We start from the raw sequence: 24,658 nt of genomic DNA, 5'->3' as shown, positions 1-24,658 counted from the left end.
TCAGCGCGGCACCGGGATCTCGATCGGCCCGACTCCGGGAACGGTGATCGTGGTGGGTGCAGCGGGGCGGCGACTGGTCGATTCCGCACGGCCGGTGCTGACCGAAAGCGTGATCGTGCTGCCCGGTATCGCCGACTCACTCGGTGTCACCGACACAACCGTCCCGGCTCGCTGCCCGCCGGCCACGTTCTCGGTGGTCACCTTGAAACCCTCCCCTTCGAGCGTGGACGTCGCCAGATCAGAGGACATCCCGACCACGGACGGAACCTGTTTGCCGCCGACCCCGGAGACGTACCTGGGATCATTCTTCGGTAGCGCCGTTTCGCCGAACTTCCCGGCAACCGGCAGCATCGCCGAGAACCAGGTGCGGGCCGGCTCGTTTCCGCCGTACAGACTGCCGTAGCCACACTGCCGCAGCGGATTCGAGCAGAGTTCGGAGATCACCGGTGAATCGTTGTAGACGTAGGTGGCACCGGCCAGGTTGTTGGTGAAACCCAGGAACGCCGATGACCGGTTGGCCTCGGTGGTGCCGGTCTTGCCGGACATCGGAAGGCTCCAACCCACCGAGCCCGCGGCGCCTGCTGCGGTTCCGGAACCACGGTCGTCCTCACTCATGGCGTTGGCCAGGGTGTTGGCCAGACCTTCCTCGACCACCCGCTCGCAGGCCGGGCGTTCGAATGGCACCTCCTGGACCGCCGGACCGCCCTGCGCATCGAGGATCTGATTGCCGTTGGCGTCGCGCTTCGGTTGAGTGATCGACGCGATCGGATTCGGCGGGCACCACACACCGCCCGAAGCCAGCGTGGCGGCGACGTTGGACAGTTCCAGGGTGTTGACGGCGGTCGGTCCGAGAGTGAACGAACCGAGGTTGTTCTCTTTGACGTAGTCGGCCAGACTCTGATCGCCGTAACCCGATGAGCCCGGGGCCGTGTACGAGCGCAAGCCCAGCCGCACAGCCATGTCAACGGTGGGCTCGACTCCGACGTCCTGCAGCAGTTTCACGAACGCGGTGTTCGGCGACTGGGCCAACGCCTGGGTCACCGTCATCTTCGCCGGATAGTTTCCGTCGTTCGATACGCAGTAGGTATTGGCGGGGCAGCCGTTGACGCCGCCGCTACTGCCCATGCCCTTTGCCTGCACGGTCTTCGGCACCTGCAACGACGAGCTGGCACCCAGGCCACGCTCCATCGCGGCGGCAACGGTGAAGACCTTGAACACAGACCCGGCTCCGTTACCGACCATCGAATAGGGCTGCGGCTGAACGGTCTGCCCGGCATCGCGATCCAGGCCGTAGTCGCGACTCGATGCCATCGCCAAGACGTCGTGCGACTCGGTACCCGGCCGGATCACGTCCATCACGTTGGCAACACCCTCGAGGTCCGGCGATGCGTACGTCCGGACGGAGTCGTGGGTTGCCTTCTGGATCTCGGGGTCGAGCGTGGTGCGGATGAGGTAACCGCCACGCGTGATCTCATCCCGGCTGATCCCGTTGTCGGCGAGGAACTGCAAGGCATAGTCACAGAAGAATCCGGCGTCACCGGCCGCGATACAACCCTGATCGATCGTGCGCGGCGACGGCAGCACGCCGAGCGGAAGGTCTTTCGCCGCTTGGTACTCGGCGGCACGGGCCGGGAAGTTCGCGATCAACGTGTCGAGCACGATGTTGCGTCGTTCCAGAACACCTTCGGGGTTGGTGTACGGATCGAGCGCCGAACTCGACTGCACCATGCCGGCGAGCATCGCCGATTCAGGAACGGTGAGGTCTTTGGCAGGTTTGCCGAAGTAGGTGTCCGCGGCGGACTGAATGCCGTAGGCGCCGTTGCCGAACGGGACCAGATTCAGATAGCGGGTGACGATCGCCTTCTTGGCCTCTTGCTTTGCTGCGGCCGCATCGAGGTTTTTCTCGCGCATGGCCTGCTCGGTCAGGCTCGATTCCAGCGACTGCGCCATCCGGATCTCACGGAGTTTGCGGGCCGCGGTGGTCTCCGTCGCGGCTCGACGTTCAGCATCGGTGCGGGCCAGGACCAACAGTTGGTAGTTCTTCACATACTGCTGGTCGAGGGTCGATGCACCCTGCTGCACCTCGCCGGAAGCCTGGTTGGTGACGAAAGCGCGCATGGTCCCCTTCCAGTCGACGCCGTCGTGTTCGAGGAATCGCCGGTCTTCGACGGAGATGATCGCGCGGACCATTTCCGGTGAGATGTCGTTGTAGCCGACCTGGAATCGACGCTGATCGTAGAGATAGGCGATCGGCCTGCCGTTGGTGTCGGTCATGGTTGTCACCTCCGGCACCTGACCCCCGACCAAGTCCGACTCGACGTTCTCGAGAGTTCCGGCAGCACGCCCGGCCGTGAACCCCACGCCACCGGCTATCGGGAACAACAAACCTGCGACAAGAACGCCTGCAAGCACACAACAGCCCAACAAGCTCCACAACGACCTAGATTTCGACACGATCGATACATTACGGACAAAAGGGATCGCGGAAACTTTGAGAGGCGAAACCGCACGCTATCGCAAACCTGGTGTGGCGTCGTGAACCAGGGAAAGGGTGTCCTTGATCATCGATTGCGCGACGCCGGCGGGGCTGCTGTCGCCGCCGAACATCGTGATCGATCCGAAGTCACCGCAGTCGAAGATCGCTGCTTTGTCGGGCCACCGGAGCAGGCCCAGTTGTGAATCGGCAGGAACCACGCGCAAAGACACCGTCACCAGGTCGGGGAGGTCGTGGTCTGCGACAGCGACCTGACGCAGTCGCAACCCCCGTCGTCCGGACCGGAACACCGAACGCTCGATCTCCGAGGTGATCGGTTCGAGGAGCACCTCGGCATCGGCTGGATCGCGCGCCCACAACAGTCCGGTCAGGATCCGGAGCTGGGTCGCCACATCTTCCCCCGACAGTTCCGTGGTGGCATCGTTACCCATCACTCCGGTCTGCCGGGCGGTGGCGGTCGCCAGGTCCAGGGTCACGCCCTCACTCAACTGGTCCAGAACGTATGTGGCGGTGGAGCTCAGACATCCACTCACCGACGTCACCGATATCCCCTGCCCGAGCGACCGCGCGAGGTCGACGGCAGGCAACATCCCGCCGACCGCGCCAGAAATCCTTACCGCGCAACCGAAGTCGATTGCCAACTGCTCGAGTTGCTTCCATCCGTAGAGCGGCGTCGACGTCGTTGCCGTGACCAGATGCGCACCGCACCGGATCGCGATCGTGGCGTCCGACACCGCCTGCGACGCGTCCATATCGGCCGACGGGACCGCCTGCACCACAACCTTCGCCTCGACCTCACCCAGGAAATCAGCGAGATCGGTGAGTTCTTTCCACTCGGACAGAGGCGGAACCTCGCCGTCGCACACCACCTGCGATTGGTCTGTGCGTACCGCGACAACACTCAGATCGACGTCATGCCGCTTTCGACACTCATCGCGGTGCGCGCCGATCTGGTTGATATAGGCCCGCGCAACCGGCCCATATCCAAGAACCGCTATCGGAAGTCCGCGCATCGCCCCTCCCTCAGTTCTCCCGTCCACCAAGCCCCGACGTGCGTGAACAGTTCCGTTCACGTTCGCACACCGACCCCGAAACCCGCACGTCGTTCACGTCACCTCACTAGAGTGACTCAAATCACATTACGGCGCGAGTAGAAGGAACCACCATGAAAACGAAAGCCGCGATCCTGACAGAACTCAACACCGACTGGAAAATCGACGAGGTCGATCTGGGCGACCCGGTGTTCGGCGAGGTCCAGGTGCGGTTGGCGGCATCGGGCCTGTGTCACTCCGACGCCCATATCGTCAACGGCTCGAGCCCCATCCCGATCCTTCCGGTGCTCGGCGGACACGAGGGCGCAGGCGTCGTCACCAAAGTCGGACCGGGCGTGGCCGGCCTCGAAGAAGGCGATCATGTGGTGCTCGCCTTCGTGCCTGCCTGCGGCACCTGCCCCTCCTGCGCTCGAGGCCTGCAAAACCTCTGCGACAAAGGGGCCGGATTGCTGACCGGCCAAGCCATTGCCGACGGCACGTTCCGGGTCACGAAAGACGGTGCCCCCGTTCTTCAGATGTGCCTGCTGGGCACCTTCGCCCCCTATGTCACCGTGCATCAGGCATCCGTGGTGAAGATCGAGAAGGACATCCCACTGAAGACAGCCGCCCTACTGGGATGCGGCGTCTCGACGGGCTGGGGTTCGGCCACCGAGATCGGCAACACCAGGCCCGGCGACACCGTCGTGGTTGCCGGGATCGGCGGCGTCGGTATCAACTCGGTCCAGGGCGCGGCCTACGCCGGGGCGCGCCACGTGGTGGCGATCGACCCCGTCGAGGGCAAACAAAAGACTGCACTCGACTTCGGCGCCACACATTCCTTCTCCTCGATGGAGGAAGCGCTGCCCCAGCTGGCCGATCTCACCTGGGGCACCATGGCGACCACGGTCATTCTCACCATGGGCGAGATCAAGGGCGAGTACATCCAGCAAGCCCTGTCACTGACCGGCAAGGGTGGCCAGGTGATCGTCACCGCGATGGGCCCGTACGACCAGATCGCCACCGACCTGAATCTGTTCGAACTGACATTGCTGCAGAAGCGGGTGCAGGGAGCGATCTTCGGAGGCGTCGGGCCGAGAACCCAGATCCCCAAGCTGCTCAACCTCTACCGTTCGGGCGCCCTCAAGCTGGACGAGCTCGTCACCACCACCTACCGGCTCGAGGACATCAATCAGGGCTACCGGGACATGGCCGACGGAAAGAACCTGCGAGGCGTCGTCGTCTACGGAGACGACGACTACTGACGGGACCCTGGAGCCCGCAGTAGCGAAGCCCTCCGGGACGTCGCACAGCAGAAACACCCACCGCCACGTGCGGTGGGTGTTCACGTTTGAGCCGCTAGGACCCCCTGAGCGACCCAACTTACTCCAATCCTCATAAGGATAGCAATACTTGTAAACCTGAGGGATTCACGCTTACACTTCCTCCAGAAATGTGGTCTGCGTCACGACCGCACTTTGTGTCATTCGTTCAGGACCCGGCGTCATTCCTCACGACAGGAGGCCCACCTTGGTACAGGCGGCCCGCTACACAAGCCAAAGCTCGTTCGGTCTCGCCGAGGGGTGGAATCTGAGCCGAGTCACCGAACCGAGCCGATTGTTCGGCGCCAACGGAATCCGATCCGGCCCCGACGGACGCGTCTACATCGCGCAGGTCGCAGGCAGCACGATCAGCGCACTCGACATCGACACCGGCGATGTCGAGACCATCAGCGCCCAGGGCAGCGACATCGTCGCTCCTGACGACATGGCGTTCGATGCGAGCGGCGACATGTACATCACCGAGTACTACGACGGCCGCGTCAGCGTCCGGAGCCCTGATGGGAGTACCCGACTGCTGCGCGACGATCTGCCGGGCGCCAACGGGATCACCATCCACCAGGGCAGATTGTTCGTCAACGAGTGCCGCATCGGCGGACGACTGATGGAGATCAACCCCGCCGGTGGCGCCCCCAAGGTGCTCGCCGACAACCTCCCGATGCCCAATGCCATGGAGGTCGGCCCCGACGGGATGCTCTACTACCCGCTGGTCGCCACCAACGAGATCTTCCGGATCGACCCCAACGGTGGAGAACCCGAGCGCGTCGCCGCCGACCTCGGTGGCCCGACTGCGGTCAAGTTCGACTCCGCAGGATTCATCATCTCCACCCAGGTCGGCTCCGGCCAGGTCCTGCGGATCGACCCCCGCAGCGGCGACAAGACGGTGTCCGCCCAGATCGGCCCCGGCCTCGACAACCTCACCTTTGTCGGCGATCGACTCTTCGTGTCCGGCTTCACCGGTCAGATCACCGAGATCCTCGGCGGCGGCGAGACCCGCACCGCACTCCCCGACGGCCTGACCTGGCCGCTCGACCTGACCGTGGGACCGGACGGCACCCTGTACATCGCCGATGGAACGTTCCTGCTCGCACTCGAGGCCGACGGCGAATTGCGGACTCTGGGAATGCTTTTCAGCCCCGGCTACCCCGGTTACATCCGCGGCATGACGGCAATCGGCAAGGACCAGTTCATCGTTGCAGGCAACGGCGACGTGTCGCGGTACGACGCCGCCCAGGCCGAAAGCGAAGTCCTGGTCACCGGGCTCGATCAGGTCTACGGTGTGGCGGTTTCTGGTACCGGCGCCATCGCGGTCGCCGACTTCGGTGCCGGCGAAGTGCACTCCGTCGGATCCGGCAGTTCAGAAGTCCTGGCGAGCGGGCTCGACCATCCGACCGGCGTTGCCTTCACTGCCTCCGGAACTCTCCTGGTCTCCGAATCCGGTGCGGGACAGGTCGTTGCGGTGACCGGTTCGGGCACCGACACCGTTGTCGACGGACTCGAGCGTCCACACGGTCTCCTGGTTCAGGGACAGACGCTGTACATCGTCGACGTCGGGGCCAAGACACTCATCGCCTTTGACCTGGAAACCAAGAGTCGCCAGACCATCGCGACCGACCTCCCGGTCGGCGCTCCTCCCGGGGTCACTCCGAAGCCGCTGCTCGGCCTGGTGCCGTTCTCCGGACCCCAGGGTCCGTTCACCGGTATCGCAGCCGGCCACGACGGCACCATCTACATCTCCGGTGACGCCGAGGGCAGCGTGCTGGCACTACGCAAGGAGGCCTGATCACAGCCATGGCGAACTCCCCAACCGACAGCAACGGTTTCGTCGATCTCACCGGCCGGGTCGTCATCGTCTCGGGCGCCGCCGGAGGTGGTATCGGTACCTCGGTGACCAGCCTGATCGCCAGGGCCGGTGCGACCGTCATCGCGGTGAGCCGATCGAAAGACAACCTCAAGACCCACATCGATCCCCTTGTGGGCGAAGGTCTCTCCGTCATCCCGGTCGCCGCCGACGCCGCCACCGACGAGGGCATCGCCGCCGTCATGGACGTCGCACGTCAGACCGAGGGTCGGCTCTACGGACTGGTCAATGTCGCCGGTGGCGCCGCTCCGGCCACCTGGATGCCTGCCACCCGGGTGACCCGCTCCGACTGGCGAGACCTGTTCACCCAGAACCTCGAGACGATGTTCTTCATGAGTCAGGCGGTCGCCGCCGAACTCAAGGCACAGGAACTGCCCGGATCGATCGTGTCGATCTCGTCGATCAGCGGAATGAACACCGCGCCTTTCCATATCGCCTACGGAACGGCCAAGGCGGCTCTGGTGGCGGCCACGCGCACCATGGCCGTCGAGCTGGCCACCGACAACATCCGGGTGAACACCATCGCGCCCGGTGTGACCGCAACGCCGTCCTCCGAGATGTATGTCGACAAGGATCCGGAGCGGGACCGACGCGCAATCGCGATGGGCCGCCGGGCCCGCCCGGAGGAACAGGCAGGCGCCATCCTGTTCTTCTTGTCCGATCTCTCGAGTTACATCACCGGACAAACCTTGCTCGTCGATGGGGGCCTGAACCTCAAGTGGACACATATGGGCGCCGACCACACCTCGCTGTTCCTCAAGGACGAGAACTTCCGCGCCGCCATGACGCAGTGATCCTCGTCGTCGCAGACGCACTGAGTACGAGCCCGACAACACGCTCCGAGTAAGCAATCACGACAATATATTTCAGGAGAATGTCATGACCGACACAGTCGACAATATCCAGAGAATCGTCACCACCACCGACGACGAGCCCCCAGTGACCCCGCTCGAGATCGGCGTTGAGGCGTATACCTCGAAGGACTACCTGCGCGCCGAGCAAGACAAACTGTGGAACAAGGTGTGGCAGCAGGTTGGCCGAGTCGAAGAGATCCCCAATGTCGGCGACTTCCTGACCTACGAGATCATGGATGACTCGTTCATCATCGCCCGGTCGACCGCGGACAAGATCAACGCGTACCACAACGTGTGCTCGCATCGGGGGCGCCGGCTCGTGGACACCCCGGACGGCAAGCATGAGGCCAAAGGGAATTGCCGGACCTTCGTGTGTGGCTTCCACGGATGGACCTACGACCTCGACGGCCAGAACACCTGGGCGGCAGAGCGTTCGGATTGGCCAACCGGGCTGACCGATGAGAAAGCCCGGCTCAAGAACATTCAGGTGGACACCTGGGGTGGTTGGATCTGGATCAACATGGATCCGGACTGTGAACCATTGCGGGACTACTTGGAACCGGCGGCAAGCCTGCTCGACCCGTTCCAGCTCCAGAACATGCGGTACCGGTGGCGCAAATGGCTTGTCTTCGACTGCAACTGGAAGATCGCACTCGAAGCGTTCATGGAGACCTATCACGTCCCCTACACCCACCCCGAGTTCCGGGCCTACGGAACCTTTCTCGGCTGGTCCAGAGCGCAAGGCAAACACAGCAACATCGGTTACGACGCACCAAAGGGCATGGAAGACAATCAGGCCAAGCTGCGGGTGGCCGATGGTCCCGACGCCCGCATCTCGACGATCGACCTGCAGAACTTCACCTGGGAGAACGCCAACACCAACACCACCCGCACACTCGTTGACGCCGCGCAGCGGCTGGTGGACGAGCTGCCAGAGGGCACCCCGCCGGGCGAGGTACTCGCGCACTGGCTCGCCTCGGCCCGCAAAGACGATGCCGATCGTGGCGTGATCTGGCCAACCGTCGATCCGGCGACCGTCTCCCAGAGCGGCACCGCCTGGCAGATCTTCCCCAACTTCCAGATCGGGCACGCGCTGAACAACATGCTCTGCTACAGCGCCCGGCCATACGGCGACGACCCCGACAAGTGCTATTTCGAAGCTGCCGTCTTCGAGTTGTTCCCGGAAGGCGAAGAGCCGCAGACGGAGTGGGAGTACGCGCCGCCGGACGACCCGGGCTGGCGCACTGTTCTCCCTCAGGACTTCGTCAACATGGCCGCAATGCAAAAGGGCGTGAAATCGCGTGGGTTCTCCGGCCCCAAGCCCAACCCGTATCGCGAGCGCAGCATCGTCAACCTGCACCACAACCTCGCCAAATACCTGGGCACCGGCGCGCCCACCGATCTGGCCTGATCCCCTCCACCACTACCAAAGTCCCCGAACCTCGAGCTTAGGAATCACCATGCAGAACTGCGCACCTACGCAGACCCCGGACGTCGACAAAGCGGCCCTTCGGGAAAAGTACCTCCTCGAGCGAGACAAGCGCCTGCGCCCGGAAGGACAGCAGCAGTATCTGGAGGCAGAGGGCGAGTTCGCGGACTTCTATGAGGGCGATCCGTACACGCCGGTGGCGCCCCGGGAACCGATCACCGACGACATCGAGGTGGTCATACTCGGTGGCGGCCTGTCCGGACTCATCACCGCGCACCGTCTGCAGGAGTCCGGCGTCACCAACTTCAAGATCATCGAGCTCGGTGGAGACTTCGGTGGTGTCTGGTACTGGAACCGGTACCCGGGAATCCAAATCGACTCCGACGCCTACTGTTACCTGCCACTACTCGAAGAGACCGGCTACATGCCGAAGGAGAAGTTCTCCAAGGGCGACGAGTGCTTCGAACACGCGCAGCGGATCGGTAAGCATTTCAACCTCTACGACCACGCGATCTTCCACACCCTGATCCAGTCGCTGCAGTGGGACGACGAGATCAACCGCTGGCAGATCAAGACCAACCGTGGCGATGAGATCCGCGCCCGTTTCGTGATCATGTGCCAGGGCCCCTACAACCGTCCGAAGCTCCCGGGTATCCCCGGCATCAAGGACTTCAAGGGCCACACGTTCCACACCGCCCGCTGGGACTTCGACTACACCGGCGGCGACCTCCACGGTGGACTCGACAAGATCGGTGACAAGAAGATCGCCGTCATCGGCACGGGTTCCAGTGGCATCCAAGCGATTCCGCACCTGGCGAAGGGCGCGAAGCACCTGACCGTCTTCCAGCGGACACCGTCGTACATCTTCGAACGCGCCAACTACCCCACCGACCCCGAATGGGTGCAGAGCCTCGAACCCGGTTGGCGTGCAGCACGTCAGCGCAACTTCCACAACGCGGCGTTCGCGTTCTACAACCCCGGCGAGCCCGACCTCATCTGCGACGGCTGGACCGAGGTCGCCCGCAACTTGGCCGCGAAACTGAACGCCACCGAAAACTTCGAGGGCTGGGCCGAACTGGCGGATCCCGCAAGGTTCATGGAACTCAAGGAGGACGAGGACTACCGGTCGATGGAACGGCTGCGGCAGCGCGTCGAGTCCATCGTCGAAGATCCTGTGACCGCAGAGGTCCTGAAGCCGTACTACCGCAACATGTGTAAGCGTCCGGTGTTCAACGACGAGTACCTGCCGACCTTCAACCGCGACAACGTCACGCTCGTCGACGTGTCCGAGACCAGGGGGGTCGAGCGCATCACCGAGAAGGGCATCATGGTCGATGGCGTCGAGCACGAGTTCGATTGCATCGTGTTCGCCAGCGGCTTCGAGATCACCACCGCCCTCGACCGGCAGTACGACATCGCACCGTTTGCCGGCAAGAACGGAACGTCGCTGTATGACCACTGGGGCAAGGGATTCCGCACCCTGCACGGCATCATGGCCAACGGGTTCCCCAATCACTTCGCCACCGGGTTCATCCAGGGCGGCGTGACCGCGGCCACGACGCTGATGTTCGAACAGCAGGCCGACCACATCGCGTACATCGTCAAGGAAGCACAGGATCGTGGCGCCACCTATGTGGAGCCGACCCCTGAAGCCGAAGACGGCTGGGTGCAGACCGTCCGCCAGTATTCGGTGGACAACAGCACATTCACCACCGAATGCACACCCGGCTACTACAACAGCGAGGGTGAACCCAACGGGCGTTCATTCCTCGGAGATCCCTTCTGGGGCGGCTTCTACGAGCTCACCGAACTATTGGAGGGGTGGCGCAGCACCGGCAAGCTGGAAGGTCTGGTGCTGGACAAATGAGCACCGAACTCAGGTTCGACGATCGGGTCGCCGTCATCACCGGCGCCGGTCGCGGTTTGGGCCGGGAGTACGCCCTGCTCCTCGCGTCCAAGGGCGCGAAGGTGGTGGTGAACGACCCGGGTAGCGCGATCAGCGGCGAGGACGTCGACAGCGGTCCGGCGGATGAAGTGGTCGCAGAGATCAAAGCCGCGGGCGGCGAAGCCGTCGCCAACACCGACACGGTGGCCACCGCCGAGGGCGGCAAAGCGATCATCGACACCGCGATCAACACCTACGGCAAGATCGACATCCTCATCCACAACGCGGGCAACAACCGCTACGCACCGTTGACGGAGATGTCGTACGAGGATTTCGATGCCGTCCTCGACGTGCATCTACGGGGCGCGTTTCATGTTGTGCGACCGGCATTTCCGCTGATGTGCGAGGCCGGATACGGACGTGTGGTCCTGACCTCGTCGATCGGCGGGATCTACGGCAACAAGAACGTTGCCAACTACGGGTCCGCCAAAGCCGGGATCATCGGGCTCTCGAATGTTGCGGCACTCGAGGGCCACGAGCATGGCGTGACCTCAAACGTCATCCTTCCGGCCGCCCTGACCCGGCTCGCCGAGGGCCTGGACACGTCGGCGTATCCGCCGATGGGCCCGGAATTGACCGCCCCCGCGGTGGGATGGCTTGCACACGAAACCTGTTCGATCACCGGCGAAATGCTGGTCGCGATCGCCGGCCGCATCGCGCGGGCGTTTGTCGCGGAAACACCGGGTGTCTACCAACCGTCCTGGACGATCGAGGAGGTCGGCGAACAGATCGCCACCATCCGCGACACCAGCGACCCCTGGATTCTGCCGGTGGTCCCGTCGGGTCACATCGAACACATCACGAAAAGCTTCACGACAGCCATGGAGGGCAGTGCACGTGTCAGTTAAGGTCTACGAACGAATTCTCGACCTCTTCGAGGCCGAGGGCATCAACACGATCTTCGGTATCCCCGATCCGAACTTCGTTCACCTGTTCCACCTCGCCGAAGAACGCGGCTGGAATGTTGTTGCCCCGCACCATGAAGAGTCGGCAGGCTTCATGGCCGAGGCCGTTTCCCGGATGACCGGCAAGGCCGCCGTGTGTATCGGCACCCTGGGCCCGGGTCTGGCCAACCTCGCAGGCGCCATCATGTGCGCCAAGGTCGAGAACTCTCCCGTCATCTTCCTCGGCGGCCAGCGGGCCCGGATCACCGAACAGCGAGTCCGCCGCGGACGGATCCAGTTCGTCCAGCAAACCGCGCTGGTCGAGAATTCCGTCAAATACAACGCGAGCATCGAATACGCCGACCAGACCGACGAGATCATCCGCGAAGGCCTGCGCAAGGCCCTGTCGGGCACACCGGGACCGGTGTACATCGAATACCCGCAGAATGTGATCCTCGAAGAGGTCGAGGACCGGCCGATCCTCCCCCCGTCCAAGTACCGCCTCGTGGGTCAGACCGCAGGCCAGGACTGGATCGACAAGGCCAAGGAACTCATCGGCGCGGCCAAGCAGCCCGTTCTGCTTGTCGGACACGGTGTTCACACCTCGCGCGCGGGCGCCGCGGTCAAGGAACTCGCCGATCTGATGGCCTGCCCGGTCATCCAGACCTCGGGTGGCACGTCGTTCATCGAAGGTCTCGAAGACCGCACGTTCCCCTACGGCTTCTCCAAGTCGGCTGTCGATGCCGTGGTCAAGTCCGACCTCTGCCTGGCGGTCGGTACCGAACTCGGCGAACCCGTCCACTTCGGGCGCGGGCGCCACTGGGTACCGAACGAAGCGAACCGCAGCTGGATCCTGATCGAGCAGGACCCGTCGGCCATCGGTGTCAACCGGCCGATCGATGTACCCCTCGTCGGCGACCTTCGTGCAATCGTTCCCCAACTCGTTGCGGCTCTGAAGGATTCGCCCCGCACCGCCACACCGGAGCTGGAGCAGTGGATCAAGGGCGACGCCGCGCAGCTCGCGGAGCTGGCCGAGACGGCGCCGTCAGGCCAGACACCGGTGCATCCGGCGCGTCTTATCGTCGAGGCCACCAAAGACTTCCCCGCAGACGGGATCATGGTCCGCGACGGCGGCGCCACCACCATCTTCGGCTGGACCTACTCGCAGGCCAAACCGCATGACGTGATGTGGAATCAGAACTTCGGCCACCTCGGTACCGGACTTCCGTACGCCGTCGGCGCAGGCGTTGCCGATGGCGGCAAACGTCCGATGATGCTCATCACCGGCGACTCATCGTTCCAGTTCCACATCGCAGAACTCGAAACCGCGGCCCGACTGAAGCTTCCGCTGGTCTGCGTGGTGGCCGTCGACTACGCCTGGGGCCTGGAAGTTGGTGTCTACAAGCGCACCTTCGGTCATGGATCCCGGGAAACCGGCGTCCACTGGAGCACCGAAACCCGCTTCGACAAGATCGCCGAGGGCTTCGGTTGCTACGGCGAATACGTCGAACGGGACGAGGACATCGCCCCCGCCATCAAGCGGGCCTACGCCAGCGGCAAGACAGGCGTCATCCATGTGGCCGTCGACCCGAAGGCCAACTCGGAAGAGATGCCCAGCTACGACGAGTTCCGGACCTGGTACGCCGAAGGTCAGCAGTGAGTCATACAGCGCAACAGAGATATCGGGCAATATCGATGAATTGGGGAAATCATGCGTGAGTATCTGAAGTTCTACATCGATGGCCAGTGGGTGGATCCGGCGCAGTCGGGCACCTTCGACGTCATCAACCCCGCCACCGAAGAGGTCGCGGGCACGGTGGCCGCCGGTTCTGCCGGTGACGTCGACCGGGCGGTTGCCGCTGCCCGTAAGGCTTTCCCCTCGTGGTCGGCGACCTCCGTCGCCGAACGGGTCGCTGTGCTGGAAAACATTGCGGTCGAGTACCAGAAACGCATGCCCGACATCGGTGCTGCCCTGACCGAAGAGATGGGTGCACCAAAAGAGCTGGCAGGCGGATTCCAGGTGAATCTGGGTGCCGGACACCTGAGCACCGCCATCGAGGTCCTCAAGGGCTTCACCTTCGAGGAGCAGCAGGGCAGCGCGCTCATCGTGAAGGAACCGATCGGTGTCTGCGGGCTGATCACGCCGTGGAACTGGCCGCTGAATCAGATCGCGGTCAAGGTGTTCCCCGCCCTGGCCACCGGGTGCACCATGGTCCTCAAACCGTCGGAGCGTTCGCCGTTCGACGGTCAGATCTTCGCCGAGATCCTCGAGGCCGCCGGCGTCCCCGCCGGTGTCTTCAACCTCGTGCAGGGCGACGGACCGGGGGTGGGTGTTCCGCTCTCGAGCCATCCCGACGTCGACATGATCTCGTTCACCGGATCCACCCGGGCCGGAATCGAGATCGCGAAAAATGCTGCGGCCGGCGTCAAGCGGGTCACCCAGGAACTCGGAGGCAAGGGCCCCAACGTCATCCTCGACGACGCCGCCTTCGCCGACAACGTCAGTACCGGCGTGGTCACCATGATGCTGAACTCGGGACAGACCTGTAGCGCGCCCGCGCGCATGCTGGTGCCCAACGAGCGGATGGAAGAGACCATCGGCATCGCCAAGGCCGCGGCCGCCACGGTCACCGTGGGCGATCCGAACGGTGATTTCTCCATCGGCCCGGTGGTCGCGAAGTCGCAGTTCGACAAGATCCAGGAACTGATCCAGCAGGGCATCGATGAAGGTGCCACCCTGGTTGCCGGTGGCCCCGGCCTGCCGGAGGGGATCACCAAGGGCTACTTCGTCCAGCCCACCGTCTTCGCAGATGTGAAGAACGACATGACAATTGCCCGCGAGGAGATCTTCGGGCCGGTCCTGACGATCCTGGGCTACGACAGTGTCGACCACGCCGTCGAGATCGCCAACGACACCGAATACGGCCTGGCCGCATTTGTCGCAGGCGCCGATCTCGACGCCGCGCGCGCGGTGGCCCGCCGAATTCGTGCGGGGTCGGTGGCGATCAACTCCGCCTTCGATTTCGGCGCTCCGTTCGGCGGCTACAAGAAGAGCGGCAACGGACGCGAATGGGGCGAGTTCGGATTCCACGACTACCTGGAGATCAAGGGCATTATGGGATACGCGCCGGAGGGTGACGGCGAATAGCGATGAGCGGCAACGATCTGGAGGCTCTACTCGACCACCATGCAATTCGCACGTGCCTCGCCCGGGTCGCCCGCGGCGAGGATCGGCGAGATGCGGAACTGATCACTACCTCCTACTGGCCGGACGCCACCACCGACTTCGGGATCTTCGCCGGCTCTTTCGACGAATACCTGGCGTGGGTGGTGCCGGGCTCGCCGGCGATCACCGTCACCCAGCACACCCTCGGGCAGACATTGACGGAGCTGAATGGCGATGTGGCACTGTCCGAAACCCATGTATCGGCTTATCACCGGGTCAATATGGGTACCGAGGAAAGCGATGCCGTGATCGGCGGGCGGTATCTCGACCGGATGGAAAAACGGGGCGGCGAATGGCGTATCGCGCACCGCACCATGCTCTATGACTGGGTCCGTAACGACGGCGCGTCGGCGGACTGGTCGCAGGGCTTGATGGGTGCACCACTCTCCGGTGACCACTACACCGCCAGATCGGTCGGCGATCACAGCGAGCACTTCTTCGCTGCAGCCGATCGGCTCTGAGGGTCTCCGGTGAACTCTCTCGAGGGCAGGGTCGCTGTTGTGACCGGCGCCAGCCGCGGTATCGGAAAAGGTATCGCGCTGGCGCTGGCGCAGCAGGGCGCCACGGTGTACGTCACCGGCCGCACGGTGCGGGCGGGGGTGGACCCGTTGCCCGGGACCATCGGCGAAACGGCCGAGGAATGTGACCGCCGGGGCGGCAAAGGTATTGCCGTCGCGGTGGATCATTCGCAAGACAACCAGGTTGCCTCACTGTTCGACCAGGTTCGGCAGGAACAGGGGCGCCTGGACCTTCTGGTCAACAACGCCTTCGCGCTGCCCGACGATCTGACCGATCCGGATCCCTTCTGGGAGAAGCCACTGTCCAACTGGCAGATGATGGATGTGGGTGTGCGATCAAACTTTGTCGCCGCCTGGCACGCCGCCAAGATCATGGCGCCACAGAAGTCCGGCCTGATGGTGGCCATCTCTGGATACACCGGGGTCTCCTACACCTATGGGGTCGTCTTCGGTACCGCCAAGTCGGCTGCCGACCGCATGTCGCGAGACATGGCCGTCGAGTTGAAACCATTTGGCATCACGTCGATCTCGCTGTGGCAAGGGCTAACATTCACGGAGCGGGCGGAGCGAAATCTCGCTGCGATCGAGCACCTCGGCGAACAGGCCGCGACCCGACCCGAGAATGGTTGCTCCCCCGAGTATCCGGGACGGGTGATCGCGGCTCTGCTCAACGATCCCGATCTCCTCGATCGCAGCGGTGGAACCTTCATCACCGCCGAGCTCGGCGACGACTACGGCATCAAAGACATTGACGGCAGGGCGATTCCATCGCTGCGTTCCACTCGCGGATCGCCGATCTGGTCACCCGTCTGACATCAAATGCATCGCACCAATCACCAGAACTGGAGGACATCGTGAGCACGTTGGCCACGCCGGAGCGGCAAGCAAAGCTGGAAGAACTCATCGACCGTCAGGAGATCCTCGACGCCCTGACCCGGTTCTCCCGGGGCATGGACCGATTCGATCGAGACCTGTTCCTGTCCGCATTTCATACCGATGCCACCATCGCTGCCGGCGAGTTCGTCGGTGGTCCGACCGACCTGTACGACTGGGCCTCCCCCATGCACGAGCAGGGCCAGATCGCCACCCACCACAACCTGCTGAACCACACCTGTGACATCGAGGGCGATGTGGCCCATACCGAGACCTACTACCTGTTCGTCGGCCGAAATCGCGACGACAGCAACTGGATTGCCGGCGGGCGCTACATCGACCGGGTCGAACGTCGCGACGGGCAGTGGAAGATCGCCTTGCGCACCAACGCGATCGAGTGGTCGGGCCTGGTTCCGACCATGGACATCCCGTTCAGCGATGTTCCGGATGTCTTTCTCAACGGCACCCCGTCACGCAGCACCGGCGATCCGTCGTATCAGCGTCCGCTGTCGAACATCCGGCCCGCCTTCATTCCCACCTGATCCGGCAACCGATTCACCGAACCCCCAGTATCTAGGAGAAGGACCATGACCACACTTGCCGTCGAGCGGCTTTCGGACACCGTTGGAGCGAAGGTGCTGGATGTCGACCCCGCTCGTCTGACCACTGATCCCGATCTGGCCGATCAAGTCGCCGAGGCCCTCGAAACCCATTCCGTACTACTGTTTCCGGAGCTGAACGCCGACGATGAGACACTGGTCGAGTTCTGCCGCAAGCTGGGCAAGCTGATCAACTTCTCCCACCTACCGCCGGAGACCGCCGAGGTGATGGAGATCAGCTTCGATCCCAGCAACCCGAACGCCGAGTACTTCGCCAGCAACTGCTTTTGGCATATCGACGGGTTGCTCGACGAGATCGCCCCGAAGACATCGATGCTGACCGCTCGGGTGACGTCGGCCGAAGGCGGTGAGACCGAGTTCGCCAGTACCTATGCGGCCTACGAGGCGCTGACCGACGAGGAGAAGGAACGGTTTGCCGACCTGCGGGTGGTCCACACCTTCGAGGCCATCCAGCGGCTGACCTATCCGAATCCGACACCGGAACAGGTGACCGAGTGGGCTTCTCGCTCTGTTCGTGAACATCCGCTGGTGTGGGAGCACGATTCCGGTCGGCGCTCACTGGTGCTGGGGGCGACGGCATCCCACATCGTCGGCATGGACATCGACGAAGGCCGCGCACTGCTGAAGGAACTGCAAGAACGCATCACGGCACCCGGCCTGGTCTGTCAGCACAGCTGGTCCGAGGGTGACACGGTGCTCTGGGACAACACCGGCCTGGTCCATCGCGTCCGAGACTTCGACCGGCTCAAGCCACGAACAATGCACCGATCCACCGTCGCAGGCCAGGAGAAGATCAAATGAGTGACCGCACAGCAATTGTCACCGGGGGCGCCTCCGGGATCGGCAATGCCATAGCCAAACGTTTTGCCGCTGATGGCAATCTGGTTGCCATCTTCGATATCAACGGCGCCGCTGCCGAGGCCGCGGCGATCGAGATCGAAAAGGCCGGCGGCAAGGCCATCGGCCTCGCCGTCGACGTCACCGACCGGGACCGGATCGACTCGGCCATCGCCGAGGTCAAGTCCACGCTGGGACGTCCGACGGTCCTGGTGAACAACGCCGGCCTGACCGTCGCCGAACCGTTCCTCGACATCACCCTCGAGACCTGGAATCGTGCGCTGGCAATCAACCTGACCAGCGCATTCCACTGCTCTCAGGCGGTGATCCCGGAGATGCTCGAAGAAGGCTGGGGTCGGATCGTCAACATCTCATCCTCCAGCGTCCACAGCGGATCGCCCGGTCTCGGCAGCTACGTGACCGCCAAGTCCGGTGTGGTCGGACTGACGAAGGTGCTGGCACTCGAATTCGGCAGGCGCGGAATCACTGTCAACACCGTGCCGCCCGGATTCATCGACACCCCGATGCTCCGCCGGACCGTTGATACGGGGTTGGTCGACGTCGAGGCGCAGGTTGCCAAGACCCCGGTCGGCCGGATCGGTCAGCCCGAAGATATTGCGGCCACGTGCGCATTCCTCGTCAGCGAGGAAGCCGGCTACATCACCGGACAGATCATCGGTGTCAACGGCGGGCGGAACACGTAATGCCCGAAGATGTACGCGTATCTGTTGTTCCCCGGATACCGCCGGCCCGCAGAGCGGATTGGTCCGCCGAGATGCAGGCCTTTGTCGACGGATTCCGTTCATCGGTCGCGAGTGCCGGACCAGAAGAGGGTCGGCAAGCGGGCGACAACCTGCTCGGCACGCTGGCCCGCTACCCGTCGCTGGCAATGGCTTTCCTGACCTTCAACAAACATCTGTTGTCGGGGTCTGCGTTGTCGGTCCGCGAGCGTGAGCTGCTGGTATTGAGGGTGGCGCACCTACGGAATGCCGAGTACGAGTGGGCACAGCACGTCATCCTCGCCGACCGGGCCGGTATGACCGCCGACGAGATCACCCGGATCGCCACCGGTCCTGATGCCCCGGAATGGATTCCGATCGAACGCGCCCTTCTGCAATCGGTGGACCAGTTGCTGAACGACGGCATCGTGAACGAGCAGACGTGGGGTGTGCTCGCCGGTGAGTTCGACGAGCAGAAACTGATGGACGTGGTCTTCACCGTCGGCTGCTACTCGATGCTGGCAATGTCGTTGCGGTCCTTCGGGATCGAACCCGAGGACGGGTTGCGCCCCTTCCTACCTGCTGCCCGCTAGGTCGCCGGGACGAACATCAGTACGTCGGTGGCGGACTGTCGCGTCCCCGTTCCTCGCGGCGTTTCTGAGTGAGTTGCTCTTCCAGTTGACGCTGTCGGCGGTTGGCCATCCGTTCCTGTTGACGGCGTGCGTGTTTCGCTGCGGTGCGCGACTGTTGGCGGGTTTCCGGTTTGACGGACGATGCAGTTGGCTGCCGGCTTGGTGAGCCTCTTTTGTTGTCGAAGACGATGAGCCTCAAGGTGGGGAACAGATCGTCGCCGGTCCAGCCTGGGCCGTGGTAGTTGCGGCCTTCGGGTGTGGTGAAAATCAGCCGGGTCCGCCCGGTCTCGGAGTCGGGGTATTGGTCGTCGAGCCAATCGGAGTACGTCTTCAACAGATGGTGAAAACGGCACAGCGTCTTCATCTCTGACGGATGGGTGCAACCACCGGCTTCAGGCTCGTTGTGGTTGTACTCGCAGGTGTGGTCAAGGTCGGCGCCCCAGGCCTTGTGCTCACATCCAGGCCACATGCAGTAGACGTCCCGGATTCGAAGGTAAGTGTCCAAGACGACCGAGGGCCGGTATTGATCACCAGGTTGGGTGGCCGGGAGTGGAATCACCTGTGGAAACGGCGCTGTGACGACGGCACTGTCGCCGCCGTCATCGGGGAGGTTCTCGACTGAAGGGTTCTGAGGTCGGCGCACGTACACGTTCGGCCGCTTCGGTTTTGGTGTCCCCTGCTCGGGCAGCGCTGGTTCTGGCTGCACTGGTTCTGGTTGCTCCGACTGTGCGGGCGCAGGTTTGTTGCCCATTGGCCGCTGCACGGTTTCCGGGCGGGCTGCGATATCGCGAACGTGATCGGCAGAGATCACGCCGTGACCATCCAGAAATCCTGGATTCTCGGCGCGACCGTCGAGGGTGACGTGATCGGTGATCACGTGCAGCACGATCTTCACGTCCACACCCGAAACCAATTGGCCGGCAGGAACGGTGACAATCTCAGCGGTGCAGGGGTGTTTTGGGTCGTTCGGGCATTCACAAAGGAACTCACGGCCCATCACCGTGGCGAACAACGCATCAGCCATCCGGTCAGACTTCTTCCGCGGATCGGCCTTACACGTGGCCATGGCCAGCTTCTCCAACCGCGCCATGATCATCGCCAATTCCTCAGCCGTGGAATGCGCGTCCATCACCGCCATCCCGTGGTCGGTGTTGTTGGCCCACACCCCACGATTCTTCTTCGCATCCTCCCGGTTGTTGCGGACCAGATCCGGATCGCGGCGGAAAATGATCGCATCAACCATGTCTCGCATCCGACCCTTCGACCACGACCCACGCCGACCCAGCGCCTCGGCGATACCGCGATCGATCTCAGTCATATGGGCCGAACCCTCGATCAACTCGGTCCGGGCAATGATGTCAGGGACATGGTGTGCAGCAACCCGTCCCGCCTTCAACAGCGCATTGACCGCAGGCAGGCGATCCCGCAACGCCACCCCGCGATTGATCTGCAGCTCCGCGGTCCGTTGCGTCAACCCCTGCGCCGCAGACAATCTCGCCGCACACTGGGCGAACGGATCAAGAGCCCGCATCTCCGCCTCAGACCCGGCGATGGGCTCGACGAGATGTCGATGCAGCATCGCCGCAGCGGCGTATCGCTCCCACTCCATCCGCGACTGCTGGGCCATCGCAAGTTCGGTGTTACGTAACAACTCGTTGACACCCAGCGACTCGACAGGGCCGATTTCATCGTCCCCACCTGCATTTTCGATCTCCCCATCGAACATACAAGCGAGCCTAGATGAGGGGTCCGACACCACTTCTCAGCCAGCCTGGACGTCTTTCCATAGATCTGCCCGGTGGGTCCGTTGCCCCTGATAGCCCACACCGCAACTCAGGTGTCACTCGCGGTCGAGCATTGCCGTGCTGCCGTCCGGTCGATGTTTGACGAGCCGCCCCGCTTCGTCGAGTGCGACCGTTGTGATCCCGCGGCCGGCGAGGGTTCTACGATAGTCGGCCGTTGCAAGATCTTCGAAGATTCGTGCCCGAACATTGGAGTCGACCGATCCACGCTGCGATTCGCCGAAGTCAGCGTCCGTGTGCGCCGCCTCATCTGCGGGTTCTGACATATCAACCCCTCAGGTTGCCGTGCTCCACGAGCGTACCCATGCCGTAAGGCACCGTGGCGATTCCAACGGGTCACCAACTGCCGCGCTTCAGGCTCCGCTCCACACAGGGGCCCGTTTCTGCGCAAACGCAGCGGGCCCTTCTTGGGCATCTGCGCTGTTGTAGCAGTCTTCGGCGGCGGCCCTGGCCGCGGCCAATGCCTCCGACCGGCCCATCTCGGTCGCGATCATCACCGTGTCGCGCGCGGCCTTCACCGATAGCGGCGCGCCGGCCAGGATGTCCTTCGCAAGCGCGATCGCCTCGCTCAGCAAGCCCTCCGGCTCGGCGATCCGGTTGACCAGGCCGATTTCATAGGCGCGCTGCGCGGTAATCGGTTTTCCGGTGAGCAGGATTTCCATCATGATCCGTTGCGGGATCATGTGGATCAGCGGCGACGCCCATGGTGAACTCCGGCCGACCTTCACCTCGGTGACGGCAAACTTCGCGCTGGTGCTGGCTACACACAGATCACAGGCCTGCGCGATCATCCAGCCGCCCGCGAAGGCGTATCCGTTGACCGCCGCGATGGTCGGTTTCGACAGTTCGACGGTGTCATAGGGAAGCGCGAACATGTCGCGTGGCGGCACCGCAATCCCGGCCGCGACCATCTCCTTGAGATCACCTCCGGCACAGAATGTCTCACCGGCGCCGGTCAGGATCGCCACCCGTAGCGCGGTGTCGTTCTCGAAACGTTCCCAGGCATCACGCAAGCCTTCGCGAACCTCCAGCGACAGGCAGTTACGGGTGTCGGGACGATTGATCGTGATGATCGCTATCCCGTCGTCGCGGGCATCGAACAGGACGGCGTCGCTCACTAATATCCCCTCTGCTGAATGATGTGCGCCTCGCGCGAGAGTTCTTCCTGGAAGTCCGGATGCGCAATGGCGATAAGGCGTTTGGTGCGCTCGGCCAAACTCTGGCCACGTAGCTGCGCGGCGCCGAACTCGGTGACGATCACGTCGACATCACTGCGCGGCGTGGTGACCGGACCCGACAGCTGGGCAGTGATGCGGCTTATCGTTCCCTTCTTCGCGGTTGCCGGGAGCGCGATGATCGCGTGCCCACCCGGCGAGCGTGCGCCCCCGCGAACAAAGTCGAGCTGACCACCGGTGCCGCCGAGATAGGCGGCGCCACTCTGCTCGGCGTTGACCTGCCCGGTCAGATCCACTTCCAACGCCGAATTGATGGTCACCAAGTTGTCGAGTTGCGCCATCACGGCCGCCTCATGGGTGTACGCCGTGTTGCACATCCGGAGTTCGGGGTTCTGATGAGCGAAGTCGTACAACCGCCGGGTCCCGATCAGGGCACCGGCGATACTCACGCCGCGGTCGATCCGCTTGCGGGCGTTGGTGACTGCCCCGGCCTCGATCAGGTCCACCAGCCCATCGCCGACCATGCCGGAATGCACACCCAGATCGCGGCGATCGCGCAGGAGCCGCAACATCACCTCCGGGACCGCGCCGATACCCATCTGGATGACCGAACCGTCACCGATGAACGCCGCCGCATGTTCGGCCATCGCCAGATCGGTGTCGCTGATCGGTGCAGACGTCACCTCGACCGGAGTCCGCGAGACGTGCACGGCGTAATCGATCGCGGTGGCGGGCACCTTCTCGCCGCAGGTGTACGGCACCTGATCGTTGACTTCGGCGATGACAACGCGCGCCCTGGCGACCGCGGCCTGTACGTAATCGCTGATGAGTCCGAGGCTGTGGTTGCCTTCCGCATCGGCGGGACTGACCTGTATCAATGCGATGTCGCAGCCCATGTGACCCCCCGCGATCATCGGGGCGATCTGTCCGACGTGGCACGGAACGACATCGAGCTCATGGGCCTTGCTCATCACCCGCAACGAGCCCATCGCACCCATGCTCGACAGCGAAAAACTCTTGGCCGTCTCCGGCGTGAAGAGCCCGGAGAAGCTGGTCGAGATGAACGCCGACAGCCCGCCCACCTCGTGACCCTGCTCGATCAGGGCTTCGATGAGTGTCGTGGGTTCACCACAGGCCTGACCGATCACGATCCGATCGCCAGGGAGCAGATACTGCTGCAGGTCGATCGCCGTGGAAGCCGCCATCAGGACCAGGCCCCGTCTGCCGAGCGCACCTGGGCCTTGACCTCTTCGGTGTTCTCACCGAGTCTGGGGGCCGCACTGTCGATCCGTCCGGGTGTTCGGGAGAACCAGGTGGGCGGACCGGGGAAACGGACTGAACCATAAGGCGATTCGACCTCTTCGAAGAAGTCCACCGCCTCCAGGTGAGGGTTGTCGAACAATTCGTCGAGTGACCGGACGGGCGCAGCCGGGATATCCAACGAACGCAGCAGGTCGAGCCACTCCTGGGTGGTGCGCTCTGAAAACGTTTCTCCCAGAAGCGAGTACACCTCGTTGATCCGCGCGGCGCGCTGCCCGAGGGTGGCAAAATGCTCACCCGCCCATTCGGGGGCGACGGCAGCAACAAACGCGTCCCATTGCTTGTCGTTGTAGACCAGCGCCGAGATGTGTCCATCCTTGGTGCGGTACGGCTTTCGGTTCGGCGACACCGCGCGGTGATAGGCCGCCGGTCCGAGGGGCGGCGTGAACATCGCACCGCCGGCATGTTCGACCAGCATGAACGCGGCCATGGTCTCGAACATCGCCACCTCGACCTCCTGACCTTCGCCGGTGCGTTCGCGATGGAACAGCGCCATCGTGGTGGCGTAGAGCGCCGTCATCCCGGCGACCTTGTCGGCGATGATCGTGCCGACATAGCCGGGCTCGCCGGTGAGCTGCTCCTGCGCATACGGCAGTCCGCATTCGGCCTGGATGGTGTCGTCGTAGGCGGTGAGGTTCGCGTCCGGGCCGCGGCGGCCGTACCCGTAGCAGTTGGTGTAGATGATCGACGGGTTGATCGCGGCGACCGCGTCGTAGTCGAAGCCGAGTTTGGCGATCGCCGTCCCGCGCATCGAGTGGATGAACACGTCGGCGCCGCTGATCAGGTCACGCAGGACCTGCTTGTCCTCGTCGGTTCGCAGATCGAGGACAACGCTGCGCTTGCCGCGATTCACGTTCACGAACACGCCACCCATGCCCGGTTCGGGACCCACCGAGATGTATCGGGTGTTGTCCCCGGCCGGGATCTCGATCTTGATGACGTCGGCGCCCATGTCTGCCATCACCTGAGTGCAGTAGGGGCCCATGACCATTGCCGTCAGATCGACCACGCGTACGCCGACCAACGGACCTGTGTGTTTCATCCCTAACCCGCCTCTTCGACAACGAACCCAAGCTATCAGGTCAATGTTTACAAGGATAG

General features: G+C 63.5%; 21 protein-coding genes. 14 read left to right on the top strand and 7 right to left on the bottom strand.

Translation table 11 applies throughout. From position 1 onward, the window contains the following. Positions 1-2,454: a transglycosylase domain-containing protein gene (locus AC1TPF_RS06235; protein ID WP_482143121.1), complete on the bottom strand. Its 2,454-nt coding sequence runs from the start codon at positions 2,452-2,454 to the stop codon at positions 1-3. 57 nt (positions 2,455-2,511) lie between these two features. Then, complete coding sequence (locus AC1TPF_RS06230; RefSeq protein ID WP_482135989.1) at positions 2,512-3,507, bottom strand: hypothetical protein; 996 nt, start codon at positions 3,505-3,507, stop codon at positions 2,512-2,514. A gap of 152 nt (positions 3,508-3,659) precedes the next feature. Here AC1TPF_RS06230 and AC1TPF_RS06225 point away from each other — a divergent pair, with 152 nt between their 5' ends. The 14 genes from AC1TPF_RS06225 (at position 3,660) to AC1TPF_RS06160 (ending at position 19,221) form a co-directional block, all read left to right on the top strand. Next, positions 3,660-4,787 (top strand): NDMA-dependent alcohol dehydrogenase, encoded by a 1,128-nt coding sequence (locus tag AC1TPF_RS06225; RefSeq protein ID WP_482135990.1) that lies wholly within the window; start codon positions 3,660-3,662, stop codon positions 4,785-4,787. 265 nt (positions 4,788-5,052) lie between these two features. After that, complete coding sequence (locus tag AC1TPF_RS06220) at positions 5,053-6,645, top strand: SMP-30/gluconolactonase/LRE family protein (protein ID WP_482135991.1); 1,593 nt, start codon at positions 5,053-5,055, stop codon at positions 6,643-6,645. Positions 6,646-6,653: 8 nt separating this feature from the next. Next, positions 6,654-7,517 (top strand): SDR family NAD(P)-dependent oxidoreductase, encoded by an 864-nt coding sequence (locus AC1TPF_RS06215; RefSeq protein ID WP_482135992.1) that lies wholly within the window; start codon positions 6,654-6,656, stop codon positions 7,515-7,517. Positions 7,518-7,602: 85 nt separating this feature from the next. After that, entirely contained in the window at positions 7,603-8,988 is a 1,386-nt protein-coding gene (locus AC1TPF_RS06210) for an aromatic ring-hydroxylating oxygenase subunit alpha (protein ID WP_482135993.1), read from the top strand. Between the two features lie 49 nt (positions 8,989-9,037). Beyond that, entirely contained in the window at positions 9,038-10,873 is a 1,836-nt protein-coding gene (locus tag AC1TPF_RS06205) for a flavin-containing monooxygenase (protein ID WP_482143119.1), read from the top strand. Next, complete coding sequence (locus AC1TPF_RS06200) at positions 10,870-11,799, top strand: SDR family NAD(P)-dependent oxidoreductase (RefSeq protein ID WP_482135995.1); 930 nt, start codon at positions 10,870-10,872, stop codon at positions 11,797-11,799. Before AC1TPF_RS06205 ends, AC1TPF_RS06200 begins: the two co-directional genes overlap by 4 nt. Next, positions 11,789-13,495, top strand: coding sequence for a thiamine pyrophosphate-binding protein (locus AC1TPF_RS06195; protein ID WP_482135996.1), 1,707 nt, complete (start codon positions 11,789-11,791; stop codon positions 13,493-13,495). The genes AC1TPF_RS06200 and AC1TPF_RS06195 overlap by 11 nt, the downstream gene beginning before the upstream one ends. Before the next feature lie 51 nt (positions 13,496-13,546). Continuing rightward, positions 13,547-14,983 (top strand): aldehyde dehydrogenase family protein, encoded by a 1,437-nt coding sequence (locus tag AC1TPF_RS06190; RefSeq protein ID WP_482135997.1) that lies wholly within the window; start codon positions 13,547-13,549, stop codon positions 14,981-14,983. A 2-nt stretch (positions 14,984-14,985) separates the two neighbouring features. Continuing rightward, the gene (locus AC1TPF_RS06185) at positions 14,986-15,522 is read left to right on the top strand and encodes a nuclear transport factor 2 family protein (protein WP_482143118.1); all 537 of its coding nucleotides are present in this window, start codon (positions 14,986-14,988) and stop codon (positions 15,520-15,522) included. Between the two features lie 9 nt (positions 15,523-15,531). Then, positions 15,532-16,392: an SDR family NAD(P)-dependent oxidoreductase gene (locus tag AC1TPF_RS06180; RefSeq protein WP_482143116.1), complete on the top strand. Its 861-nt coding sequence runs from the start codon at positions 15,532-15,534 to the stop codon at positions 16,390-16,392. A 41-nt stretch (positions 16,393-16,433) separates the two neighbouring features. After that, complete coding sequence (locus tag AC1TPF_RS06175; protein ID WP_482136000.1) at positions 16,434-16,994, top strand: nuclear transport factor 2 family protein; 561 nt, start codon at positions 16,434-16,436, stop codon at positions 16,992-16,994. Positions 16,995-17,039: 45 nt separating this feature from the next. Further along, positions 17,040-17,873: a TauD/TfdA dioxygenase family protein gene (locus tag AC1TPF_RS06170; RefSeq protein ID WP_482136001.1), complete on the top strand. Its 834-nt coding sequence runs from the start codon at positions 17,040-17,042 to the stop codon at positions 17,871-17,873. Then, positions 17,870-18,613, top strand: coding sequence for an SDR family NAD(P)-dependent oxidoreductase (locus tag AC1TPF_RS06165; protein WP_482143114.1), 744 nt, complete (start codon positions 17,870-17,872; stop codon positions 18,611-18,613). Before AC1TPF_RS06170 ends, AC1TPF_RS06165 begins: the two co-directional genes overlap by 4 nt. Continuing rightward, a complete protein-coding gene (locus tag AC1TPF_RS06160; RefSeq protein WP_482143112.1) occupies positions 18,613-19,221 on the top strand; it encodes a carboxymuconolactone decarboxylase family protein in 609 nt (202 codons plus the stop codon). The genes AC1TPF_RS06165 and AC1TPF_RS06160 overlap by 1 nt, the downstream gene beginning before the upstream one ends. 16 nt (positions 19,222-19,237) lie before the next feature. Here AC1TPF_RS06160 and AC1TPF_RS06155 read toward each other — a convergent pair whose 3' ends face one another. From AC1TPF_RS06155 to AC1TPF_RS06135, 5 genes are all read right to left on the bottom strand, one after another. Continuing rightward, positions 19,238-20,986, bottom strand: coding sequence for an HNH endonuclease signature motif containing protein (locus tag AC1TPF_RS06155; protein ID WP_482143110.1), 1,749 nt, complete (start codon positions 20,984-20,986; stop codon positions 19,238-19,240). Between the two features lie 114 nt (positions 20,987-21,100). Next, entirely contained in the window at positions 21,101-21,328 is a 228-nt protein-coding gene (locus AC1TPF_RS06150; RefSeq protein ID WP_482143109.1) for a hypothetical protein, read from the bottom strand. An 87-nt stretch (positions 21,329-21,415) separates the two neighbouring features. Then, a complete protein-coding gene (locus AC1TPF_RS06145) occupies positions 21,416-22,180 on the bottom strand; it encodes an enoyl-CoA hydratase/isomerase family protein (protein ID WP_482143107.1) in 765 nt (254 codons plus the stop codon). Further along, the gene (locus AC1TPF_RS06140; RefSeq protein WP_482143106.1) at positions 22,180-23,442 is read right to left on the bottom strand and encodes an acetyl-CoA hydrolase/transferase family protein; all 1,263 of its coding nucleotides are present in this window, start codon (positions 23,440-23,442) and stop codon (positions 22,180-22,182) included. The genes AC1TPF_RS06145 and AC1TPF_RS06140 overlap by 1 nt, the downstream gene beginning before the upstream one ends. After that, positions 23,442-24,599: a CaiB/BaiF CoA transferase family protein gene (locus AC1TPF_RS06135; RefSeq protein WP_482136009.1), complete on the bottom strand. Its 1,158-nt coding sequence runs from the start codon at positions 24,597-24,599 to the stop codon at positions 23,442-23,444. The genes AC1TPF_RS06140 and AC1TPF_RS06135 overlap by 1 nt, the downstream gene beginning before the upstream one ends. Between the last annotated feature and the right edge of the window lie 59 nt (positions 24,600-24,658).

The organism is Williamsia sp. Y853 (assembly GCF_056786495.1).
Note: the sequence above shows the minus strand (reverse complement) of the source record. Positions and strands in the feature narration are given on the sequence as shown.

Bases quoted from the DNA above. Each gene is read 5' to 3' on its own strand.
- AC1TPF_RS06190 (WP_482135997.1), top strand. From the start codon at position 13,547: ATGCGTGAGTATCTGAAGTTCTACATCGATGGCCAGTGGGTGGATCCG.
- AC1TPF_RS06150 (WP_482143109.1), bottom strand. From the start codon at position 21,328: ATGTCAGAACCCGCAGATGAGGCGGCGCACACGGACGCTGACTTCGGC.
- AC1TPF_RS06205 (WP_482143119.1), top strand. From the start codon at position 9,038: ATGCAGAACTGCGCACCTACGCAGACCCCGGACGTCGACAAAGCGGCC.
- AC1TPF_RS06155 (WP_482143110.1), bottom strand. From the start codon at position 20,986: ATGTTCGATGGGGAGATCGAAAATGCAGGTGGGGACGATGAAATCGGC.
- AC1TPF_RS06225 (WP_482135990.1), top strand. From the start codon at position 3,660: ATGAAAACGAAAGCCGCGATCCTGACAGAACTCAACACCGACTGGAAA.
- AC1TPF_RS06200 (WP_482135995.1), top strand. From the start codon at position 10,870: ATGAGCACCGAACTCAGGTTCGACGATCGGGTCGCCGTCATCACCGGC.
- AC1TPF_RS06135 (WP_482136009.1), bottom strand. From the start codon at position 24,599: ATGAAACACACAGGTCCGTTGGTCGGCGTACGCGTGGTCGATCTGACG.
- AC1TPF_RS06170 (WP_482136001.1), top strand. From the start codon at position 17,040: ATGACCACACTTGCCGTCGAGCGGCTTTCGGACACCGTTGGAGCGAAG.
- AC1TPF_RS06210 (WP_482135993.1), top strand. From the start codon at position 7,603: ATGACCGACACAGTCGACAATATCCAGAGAATCGTCACCACCACCGAC.
- AC1TPF_RS06230 (WP_482135989.1), bottom strand. From the start codon at position 3,507: ATGCGCGGACTTCCGATAGCGGTTCTTGGATATGGGCCGGTTGCGCGG.
- AC1TPF_RS06215 (WP_482135992.1), top strand. From the start codon at position 6,654: ATGGCGAACTCCCCAACCGACAGCAACGGTTTCGTCGATCTCACCGGC.
- AC1TPF_RS06185 (WP_482143118.1), top strand. From the start codon at position 14,986: ATGAGCGGCAACGATCTGGAGGCTCTACTCGACCACCATGCAATTCGC.
- AC1TPF_RS06165 (WP_482143114.1), top strand. From the start codon at position 17,870: ATGAGTGACCGCACAGCAATTGTCACCGGGGGCGCCTCCGGGATCGGC.
- AC1TPF_RS06140 (WP_482143106.1), bottom strand. From the start codon at position 23,442: ATGGCGGCTTCCACGGCGATCGACCTGCAGCAGTATCTGCTCCCTGGC.
- AC1TPF_RS06160 (WP_482143112.1), top strand. From the start codon at position 18,613: ATGCCCGAAGATGTACGCGTATCTGTTGTTCCCCGGATACCGCCGGCC.